At 70.9% G+C, this 413-nt stretch carries 1 protein-coding gene; it reads left to right on the top strand.

Annotated elements, in window-relative coordinates:
• Positions 1 to 123: 123 nt before the first annotated feature.
• Positions 124 to 413, top strand: a 290-nt coding sequence (locus RNC47_RS37195) for a hypothetical protein (RefSeq protein WP_311605298.1), incomplete at its 3' end; no start/stop codon positions are given.

Here is a 413-nt window from a genome sequence, read left to right as displayed (position 1 = left end):
AGAGGGCCCCCGGACTCCCGGTCGAACCACCGGTCGAGGCATCCGAGCCGCCCGAGCCGCCCGAGCCACTGGTGCCGCAGCGGCGTGCTCCGCTTGGATGACCGTATGACTGATGTGTCCCTCATGGTTGCTGACGTGCACCTCGCTGCCGCCATCTCGGCCTACTTCCTGCCGCATGCCCTGCTGGCGCTGGGTGTCTCCGCCGTGCTGGCCCTCGTCGCCCGGCGGATGTTCGTCCTGCGCCTCAGGGGCGTCCGGGTCAGCGGGGTCTGCGTCCGGCACACCTATGCCAGGGACGGTGTGGCCGAGGTTGCGAAGTTCCAGGCGGCGTCGGGCGAGACGTTCCGGTGTCTGGCCGCGCCGAAGGCCGCCGCTTCAGCGCGGGTGGGGGACCCGATGGAGGTGGTCTACGA

Source organism: Streptomyces millisiae, assembly GCF_031845425.1.
Classification (GTDB): Bacteria; Actinomycetota; Actinomycetes; order Streptomycetales; family Streptomycetaceae; genus Streptomyces; species Streptomyces millisiae.
The sequence above is the reverse complement of the archived record's forward strand: the minus strand, read 5'-3'. Positions and strand labels throughout refer to the sequence as shown.